Origin of the sequence: Acinetobacter sp. A3, from assembly GCF_012371415.1 — a bacterium.
Taxonomy (GTDB): Bacteria; Pseudomonadota; Gammaproteobacteria; order Pseudomonadales; family Moraxellaceae; genus Acinetobacter.
The window spans coordinates 45,242-53,156 of the sequence record NZ_JAAZQW010000002.1 but is presented as its reverse complement, the minus strand read 5'-3'; the positions used below and the strand labels follow the sequence as shown (position 1 = coordinate 53,156).

Sequence of the window (7,915 nt, the reverse complement as noted above, 5' to 3'; positions counted from 1 at the left end):
GCGGGAGCTGGATTTGAACCAACGACCTTCGGGTTATGAGCCCGACGAGCTACCAGACTGCTCCATCCCGCATCAACAGATTTGCTGCTTAACACCAACTTATGTTTTCTGGATTACAAGTTGGTGCGGAAGGGGGGACTTGAACCCCCACGCCCGAAAGCACTACCACCTCAAGGTAGCGTGTCTACCAATTCCACCACCACCGCAGCTGTGACGCATTCTAGTCGCATCATGCGCAAAAAGAAAGTGCTAAATAAAATTATTCAGCGCTTTTAGGCGCAGTTGGTGAAGTTTCAGGCGATACAGGTTGTGCTGGTACAGTATTTTGTACGGTCTGCAAACTATATGCACCTGTCGTTTGTTTCTTGGCAAAGACAGCCAAAGTTAAACTGGTGGCAAAAAATAATGCCGTTAAAATTGCGGTCAAACGGGTCAAGAAGTTACCCGAACCCGAAGCACCAAATACAGTTGCAGCACCACCGCCACCAAAAGAAGCGCCCGCATCTGCACCTTTACCATGTTGAACCAAAATTAGTCCAATCATTAAAATGGCCAAGATAATATGTACTACCAGCACAAATGTTTGCATGCTGAACTCCTCATTATTGTGTATTTGCAAAGGCTTGTGCAATGTGATGGAACGATGCTGCATTCAGTGATGCACCACCCACCAAGGCACCATTAATGTCTGGGCAAGCTGCTAACTCTACGGCATTTTCTGGTTTTACACTACCACCATATAAAATCGGTAAAGTCACGGCAAAACTAGTTATTTGGCTTAAACCTTCACGAATTTTAGCATGCATGGCTTGAGCATCTTCAGGAGATGCTGTTTTACCCGTACCAATAGCCCAAATTGGCTCATAAGCAATTACAATTTTCTGCCATTGTTCTGCTTCAACCACTGCAGCGATATCACAAATTTGCTGTAATACCACCTGCTCTGCCTGACCATTTTCACGCTGTTCCAAACTTTCGCCAACGCAGTAAATAACAGTCAACCCCGCCTGCAAGGCATTTTTTACTTTTTCATTCAAAATGGCTGGTGTTTCTGCAAACAGCTCGCGGCGTTCAGAATGTCCGACCAACACATATTCAACCTGGCTATCTTTAAGTAATTCTGCACTCACCTCACCCGTGTAAGCCCCCAAGCCTGCAATACGTGAAAGGTCTTGCGCTACGGTATAAACAGGACGCACTGCATCAGCCAATGCCTCCTGCGTTTGCGCTAATGCCAACGTTACAGGGGCAACACCCAAATGACACTTTTCAGCATCTACAGGACTTTCTTGTAATAATGTTTTAAATTCAGAAATAAGTTGCTGAGCGTCGGCATGCATCGGATTCATCTTCCAATTGCCAACCACCCAAGGCTTAATCGTCGTAGCCGACATAGAATAACCTACAAAAACAATTCATTTAATCGCGCACATTCTACACGCAAATCACATTTCTGCTGAGTTTTTTGTGCAAGCTTTGCATCAAAGCTCAGCATGAAGTATCTTTTCAGGGCAAGACTTACAATTTTTTTAACAGATTAATGTAACTGGTTCATGCTTTTAAGCGATACTTAGGTGGTGACAGCACTTTCAGATATGGTATTTTTATGCAACAAAAGTATAATTTTACGATACCAATTATAAACAATCTTAAATTTGAGGACGTTGGGGAATGTCAGTACAACAAGCTACACCTAGATTCACAGGTTTTATTCGGCGTTTGGTCGAAGATGGGCTCGTTTCTGCTGAAAACATGCAAACTGCGATTGCCTCTGCACAAAAAGAAAAAATTGACATTGTTCCCTATCTCATTCAGAACCTGAATATTTCACCTTTGCTGATTGCTGAAAAAATTTCCAATGAATTTGGTGAACCTATTTTTGACTTAGGTGTCTATGATTCCGCTTTGATTGTGCGTGAAGGCATCGATGAAAAGCTGTTCAGCAAATATTGCCTACTGCCTATTTTTAAACGTAATAATTTACTTTACGTTGCGACCAGTAACCCAACCAATATCGAAGCGATGGATGCGATTCGTTTCAACAGTAAAATGAATGTTGAAGCAATTGTGGTTGAACATGACAAACTGGCCAAACTGATTGAGCAGAACTTCGCAGGTGAATCTGCTTTTGAGTTTGAAGATGATGACTTTGAACTCAACTTTGACGAAGGCGACAACGAACAAGAACAAGCCACAGAAGATGAGCCACAGGGCGATGAATCCCCTATCGTCAAATACATCAATAAATTACTGATTGATGCGATTCGTATGGGTGCCTCGGACTTACACTTTGAACCCTATGAAAAAACCTATCGCGTGCGTTACCGTGTCGATGGGGTGTTACGTCAAATTGCCAATCCACCATTACAGTTAGCCAATCGTATGGCATCACGCTTGAAAGTCATGTCGCAAATGGATATTTCTGAAAAACGTGTGCCGCAAGATGGTCGTATTAAACTTAAACTGTCTAAGAATAAATCCATCGACTTCCGTGTTAACTCCTTGCCAACCTTGTTCGGTGAAAAAATTGTACTGCGTATTTTAGATCCATCTAGCGCCATGCTTGGGATTGATGCCTTGGGTTATGAGCCTGAACAAAAAGCTTTGTTTATGGAAGCTCTGGACAAACCGCAAGGTATGTTACTGATCACAGGTCCAACAGGTTCGGGTAAAACGGTATCGCTCTATACAGGTTTAAACATTCTAAACCGAGAAGACACCAACATTTCCACTGCCGAAGACCCTGTGGAAATTAACCTTGAAGGGATCAATCAGGTTAACGTCAACAATAAAGTTGGTCTGACCTTTGCTGCAGCGCTGAAATCATTCTTACGTCAAGACCCTGACATTGTTATGGTGGGTGAGATTCGTGACTTAGAAACAGCAGAAATTGCAATTAAAGCAGCACAAACGGGTCACATGGTGATGTCAACACTGCATACCAACAGTGCACCAGAAACTTTAACCCGTTTACGCAACATGGGAGTACCATCCTTTAACATTGCGACTTCAGTCAATATGGTGATTGCACAGCGTCTGGCTCGACGCCTATGCTCGTATTGCAAAACACCGTCAGATATTCCAAAACAAAGCTTATTGGAAATGGGTTTTACAGAAGCCGACTTGAACAATCCAGAGTTTCAGGTCTACCAACCAGTAGGCTGTGCTGAATGTCGTGAAGGCTACAAAGGACGTGTCGGTATTTATGAAGTGATGAAAGTCACACCAGAAATTTCCAAACTTATTATGGAGGATGGCAATGCCATCCAAATTGCTGAAGCATCAGCAAAATTGGGGTTTAACAATCTACGTCGCTCGGGGTTACTTAAGGTCATGCAGGGGGTGACTTCACTTCAAGAAGTCAATCGTGTGACCAGTGAATAGATGTAATATTTAAAATAAGGATAAATACGCATGGCTGTCAAAAAAGCACAGATGATGCCCACCTTCGTTTATGAGGGGATTGACCGCAAAGGGGCTAAGCTTAAAGGGGAAATTCCAGCGCGTAATATGGCTTTGGCAAAAGTCACATTGCGTAAACAAGGAATTACCATCAAGACCATTCGCCAAAAGAAAAAGAATATTCTTGATGGCTTAATGAAAAAACGGGTGTCAACGCTCGACATCACGATTTTCACGCGTCAGCTTGCCACGATGATGAAAGCAGGTGTGCCTTTGGTACAAAGCTTTGAAATTGTTGCCGAAGGTCTAGAAAACCCTGCCATGCGTGAAGTGGTACTGGGCATTAAAGGCGAGGTTGAAGGCGGGAATACCTTTGCTGGTGCATTGCGTAAATATCCTCAATATTTTGACAACTTATTCTGCTCTTTAGTGGAATCTGGTGAACAATCAGGTGCGCTGGAAACTATGCTAGATCGTGTTGCAATCTATAAAGAAAAGAGCGAATTGTTAAAACAAAAAATCAAAAAAGCCATGAAATACCCTGCAACGGTCATTGTAGTAGCTGTGATTGTGACCATTATTTTGATGGTAAAAGTTGTTCCTGTGTTTGAAGAATTGTTTAGCTCTTTTGGTGCAGACTTACCTGCCTTCACTAAAATGGTGGTAAACATGTCACAATGGATGCAGAAATATTGGTTCCTGCTGATTATTGTAATTGGTGTCATTATTGCAGGTTTCCTCGAAGCTAAAAAACGGAGTAAAAAATTCCGTGATTTCTTGGACAAAGCTGCACTCAAAGCACCTATTTTTGGTGATTTGGTCTATAAAGCCATTATTGCACGTTATAGCCGTACCTTAGCCACGACCTTCGCTGCGGGTGTACCATTAATTGATGCTTTGGAATCAACTGCTGGAGCAACCAATAACGTGGTCTATGAAGAAGCGGTCATGAAAATTCGTGAAGATGTCGCTACAGGTCAGCAACTACAATTCGCCATGCGTGTTACCAACAAATTCCCAGCGATGGCCGTGCAAATGGTGGCGATTGGTGAAGAGTCTGGTGCACTCGATGCCATGTTAGATAAAGTTGCAACCCACTATGAAAACGAAGTAGATAATGCAGTAGATGGTTTAACCTCGATGATGGAACCTCTGATTATGTCTGTGTTAGGTATTTTAGTCGGTGGTTTGGTTGTGGCTATGTACCTTCCAATCTTCCAAATGGGTTCTGTGGTTTAATGCAAGAATTAATCGCGTATTTTATTCAAAATCCAACTGCGTTGTACATCGCAGTTGGACTTTTTAGTTTATGTATTGGCAGTTTTTTGAATGTGGTCATATACCGCACACCAAAAATGATGGAGCAGGAATGGCGTACAGACTGCCAAATGCTGTTACATCCAGAACAAGCTATTATTGATGAAAGCAAAATCACGCTAAGCAAACCTGCCTCGACTTGCCCTAAATGTCATACGCCTATTCGTTGGTATCAAAATATTCCTGTCCTGAGCTGGTTAGTTTTACGTGGCAAATGTGGGCACTGTCAAAACCCTATCAGTGCGCGATATCCACTGATTGAAGTTTTAACCGCAGTTTGTGCGTTGATTGTGGTTGCAGTATTTGGTCCAACTGTGCAAATGCTGTTCGGCTTGCTACTGACCTATATCTTAATTGCCCTCACCTTTATTGATTTCGACACTCAACTCTTGCCAGATCGCTATACCCTGCCTTTGGCTGCATTGGGTTTAGCGATCAACAGTTATGCCATCTACACCTCACCTACCTCTGCTATTTGGGGTTATGTCATTGGTTTCTTATGCTTATGGGTAGTGTATTACCTGTTTAAAATTATTACAGGCAAAGAAGGCATGGGCTATGGCGACTTTAAACTCCTTGCAGCCTTAGGCGCTTGGATGGGTCCAATGATGTTGCCGCTGATTGTGCTTTTATCTTCTTTGGTTGGCGCTATTATTGGCATTATTCTGCTAAAAATCCGTAAAGAGAACCAACCTTTTGCATTTGGCCCTTATATTGCAATTGCAGGCTGGATTGCCTTTTTATGGGGCGAGCAAATCATGAAAGTTTATTTAGGACAATAAGGACAGCACATGCGTTTTGTTTTGGGTCTAACGGGAGGAATTGGCAGCGGTAAATCTGCAGCCAGTGCATGGTTTGAGACCCAAGGCATTCACGTGGTCGATGCTGATGTTGTCGCACGAGAAGTGGTACAAAAAGGACAACCCGCACTGACCCAAATTCAACAACAATTTGGTGACTGGGTTTTACTTGAAAATGGCGAACTTGACCGCCGTGCCTTACGTGAACATATTTTCAAAGAACCGAGCGCCCGCCAAGCCTTGGAAAAAATTACTCATCCTGCAATTCGTGAGTCAATTATTCAGCAATTGCAGCAGGCCAACAGCCCATATGTAATTTTAGTTTCACCATTGCTCTTTGAAACCAATCAACATCAACTGACGCAACACACTTTACTCATTGATGCGACCGAAGCATTACAAATTCATCGAGCATCTCAACGAGATGGTCAAACGGTTGAACAAATTCATAAAATTATTCAGGCACAAATGCCACGTGCTAAAAAACAGCGCTTGGCCAATGATATTGTGCTGAATGATGGGCATTTAGATCATTTGTATAGCAAACTGGAGGTATTACACCAACAGTATTTAACTCGAGCCAATCAATCCTCACACTAATCTGTGTGTGTTTTTTGCTGCTCTAGTTGTGCTTTTAAGCTATCAGGTCTAGCCCACCAACGCCAAGGTTGCAACGCGCCAATCCCCATCCCCAATAAACCACACAAAATTGCCAAGCTCAAAGGCTCACCCAACAACGGCACTGCAAGAATGGCGGCAATAAATGGCGCCAAAGTCACAACACTACCCGCTTTAAATGCACCTAAACGCTTAATTGCTTCAACATACGTTAAGGTGGCAATAATCACGACGAATACACCATGAAAAATGGTTTGTAGCAATAAATGCATGGGTTCAGGTGCGCCAAGTTGTTTTGGGAAAAACAGCAGGTAGATTGGCACATAGACGATTGCCGACCAGATTGCTACACCTGCCATGGCATGCCATGCCGAGAGCTTCCATTGTCTAAGTAAAACAGTAAAGATGCCCCACCAGATGGCACTGATGAAAAACAAGCCATCCCCCAAACCGAATGCGACACCTGTTTCTTGATACATCAACACACTCATACTGGCAATTGCGGTAAGCATAATCGCAATGCTGATCCAAGTATGTCGATCAAATGGAATACGGAACAACACCCAAGCGGCAATAGCTGTACAGACAGGAATACAACCATTCAGAAAGATAGCTGCATGTGCGGCAGGGACATAATGAAATGCACTATAGGCGGTCAGGCAATAACCCACCCCACCAATCATTGCCAAAATAAATGGCTGTTTTTTCCATAAAAATGCCGTATCTTTTTTCCAGATCAAGATCGGCATTAAAATACAAAAAGCCAAGGCAAAACGTAAGGCAGTAATATCCCAAGCACTGATCTGCCATTGTGCATTGAGCCGTGCGGTTAAGGTAAAACCACCCCAAATACACATGGTGACCAATACCAAGGCATAGCCCTGCTTTTGGGGAGATAAATGAATCACAGTGTTAAGGCATCAATCCAATAAAAATTCAGTATCTGTACTTAAGCTTGGCGCTGGCGACAGGCTTCATAAAGTGCCATCCCTGTTGCAACACTGACATTTAAACTTTGCAAATTGCCTGCCATCGGAATAAATACGGTTTGATCGCATTGTGACTGAGTAATTGGACGTAAGCCCGTATCTTCTGCTCCCATTACTACACACACCGCAGTACCGGTAAAATCGAACTGCTGAATTGGTAAGGCTTTTTCATCCAACATGGTACCCACCACACGCACATTAAACTCTTGTTTCAAATGTGCCAAAGTACGGGCCAAATTGGTGACTTGAATAAATTTGACTTTTTCTGCACCACCTGCAGCCACTTTGCGTGCGGTTGGGGTCAAACTTGCAGAACGATCGCGTGGCACAATCACTGCAGCAACACCCATTGCGGCAGCCGTACGAATACAGGCACCTAAATTATGTGGATCAGTCACTTGATCGAGTGCTAAAAGTAATGGCTGAGCATCCGCTTGCAACAAACTATCTAAGTCTTTTTCATTCAAGCTTGGATGTGGGCGCACTGCCGCCACCACCCCTTGGTGAAAAGGTAGACCTGCTAATTTTTCTAAACTGTCACGGCTGGCTTTTTGCACACTAATGCCAAATGGCTCTGCCAGTTCCAGAATTTTTTGCAAACGCTGATCATCACGCCCTTTTAAGGTAAATAGAGTTAAAACACGCTCTGGCTCAAGCTCCAATAATGACTCCACCGAGTGAACGCCATAATAATATTCAGGTTTTGCCATGAACGACCTCTAAATTAATGCACCAATAAAACAGCGAAAACGAAAAATCCTGCAAAGCTGACTTTACAGGATTTCAATA

The 7,915-nt window shown here is 43.1% G+C and carries 8 protein-coding genes and 2 tRNA genes; 4 read left to right on the top strand and 6 right to left on the bottom strand.

Annotated features, from left to right (window positions below):
- The 4 genes from HHA42_RS01455 to tpiA all read right to left on the bottom strand — a co-directional run bounded on the left by HHA42_RS01455 (window position 1) and on the right by tpiA (window position 1,394).
- Window positions 1-72 (bottom strand) — tRNA-Met (locus tag HHA42_RS01455).
- Window positions 73-121: 49 nt separating this feature from the next.
- Window positions 122-206, bottom strand: a tRNA-Leu gene (locus tag HHA42_RS01450).
- 53 nt (window positions 207-259) lie between these two features.
- Complete coding sequence (gene secG / locus HHA42_RS01445) at window positions 260-589, bottom strand: preprotein translocase subunit SecG (RefSeq protein WP_168417581.1); 330 nt, start codon at window positions 587-589, stop codon at window positions 260-262.
- Between the two features lie 13 nt (window positions 590-602).
- The gene (gene tpiA / locus HHA42_RS01440; RefSeq protein ID WP_168417582.1) at window positions 603-1,394 is read right to left on the bottom strand and encodes a triose-phosphate isomerase; all 792 of its coding nucleotides are present in this window, start codon (window positions 1,392-1,394) and stop codon (window positions 603-605) included.
- A 277-nt stretch (window positions 1,395-1,671) separates the two neighbouring features.
- Here tpiA and pilB point away from each other — a divergent pair, with 277 nt between their 5' ends.
- Genes pilB through coaE form a run of 4 tightly spaced genes read left to right on the top strand, consistent with a single transcriptional unit; the run spans window position 1,672 to window position 6,119 of the window.
- Entirely contained in the window at window positions 1,672-3,384 is a 1,713-nt protein-coding gene (gene pilB / locus HHA42_RS01435; protein ID WP_168417583.1) for a type IV-A pilus assembly ATPase PilB, read from the top strand.
- Between the two features lie 30 nt (window positions 3,385-3,414).
- The gene (locus HHA42_RS01430; protein ID WP_168417584.1) at window positions 3,415-4,641 is read left to right on the top strand and encodes a type II secretion system F family protein; all 1,227 of its coding nucleotides are present in this window, start codon (window positions 3,415-3,417) and stop codon (window positions 4,639-4,641) included.
- Window positions 4,641-5,501: an A24 family peptidase gene (locus HHA42_RS13575; RefSeq protein WP_168525193.1), complete on the top strand. Its 861-nt coding sequence runs from the start codon at window positions 4,641-4,643 to the stop codon at window positions 5,499-5,501. Before HHA42_RS01430 ends, HHA42_RS13575 begins: the two co-directional genes overlap by 1 nt.
- Window positions 5,502-5,510: 9 nt before the next feature.
- Window positions 5,511-6,119, top strand: a complete 609-nt coding sequence (gene coaE / locus HHA42_RS01420) for a dephospho-CoA kinase (protein WP_168525191.1) — start codon at window positions 5,511-5,513, stop codon at window positions 6,117-6,119.
- Here the strand turns inward: coaE and HHA42_RS01415 are convergent.
- On the bottom strand, window positions 6,116-7,045 hold the full coding sequence (locus tag HHA42_RS01415; protein ID WP_168417587.1) for a DMT family transporter: 930 nt from the start codon (window positions 7,043-7,045) through the stop codon (window positions 6,116-6,118). The two genes, coaE and HHA42_RS01415, sit on opposite strands and share 4 nt — an antisense overlap.
- Window positions 7,046-7,086: 41 nt before the next feature.
- On the bottom strand, window positions 7,087-7,836 hold the full coding sequence (gene rlmB / locus HHA42_RS01410) for a 23S rRNA (guanosine(2251)-2'-O)-methyltransferase RlmB (RefSeq protein WP_168525189.1): 750 nt from the start codon (window positions 7,834-7,836) through the stop codon (window positions 7,087-7,089).
- Between the last annotated feature and the right edge of the window lie 79 nt (window positions 7,837-7,915).

Bases quoted from the DNA above. Each gene is read 5' to 3' on its own strand.
- secG (WP_168417581.1), bottom strand. From the start codon at position 589: ATGCAAACATTTGTGCTGGTAGTACATATTATCTTGGCCATTTTAATG.
- tpiA (WP_168417582.1), bottom strand. From the start codon at position 1,394: ATGTCGGCTACGACGATTAAGCCTTGGGTGGTTGGCAATTGGAAGATG.
- pilB (WP_168417583.1), top strand. From the start codon at position 1,672: ATGTCAGTACAACAAGCTACACCTAGATTCACAGGTTTTATTCGGCGT.
- HHA42_RS01430 (WP_168417584.1), top strand. From the start codon at position 3,415: ATGGCTGTCAAAAAAGCACAGATGATGCCCACCTTCGTTTATGAGGGG.
- HHA42_RS13575 (WP_168525193.1), top strand. From the start codon at position 4,641: ATGCAAGAATTAATCGCGTATTTTATTCAAAATCCAACTGCGTTGTAC.
- coaE (WP_168525191.1), top strand. From the start codon at position 5,511: ATGCGTTTTGTTTTGGGTCTAACGGGAGGAATTGGCAGCGGTAAATCT.
- rlmB (WP_168525189.1), bottom strand. From the start codon at position 7,836: ATGGCAAAACCTGAATATTATTATGGCGTTCACTCGGTGGAGTCATTA.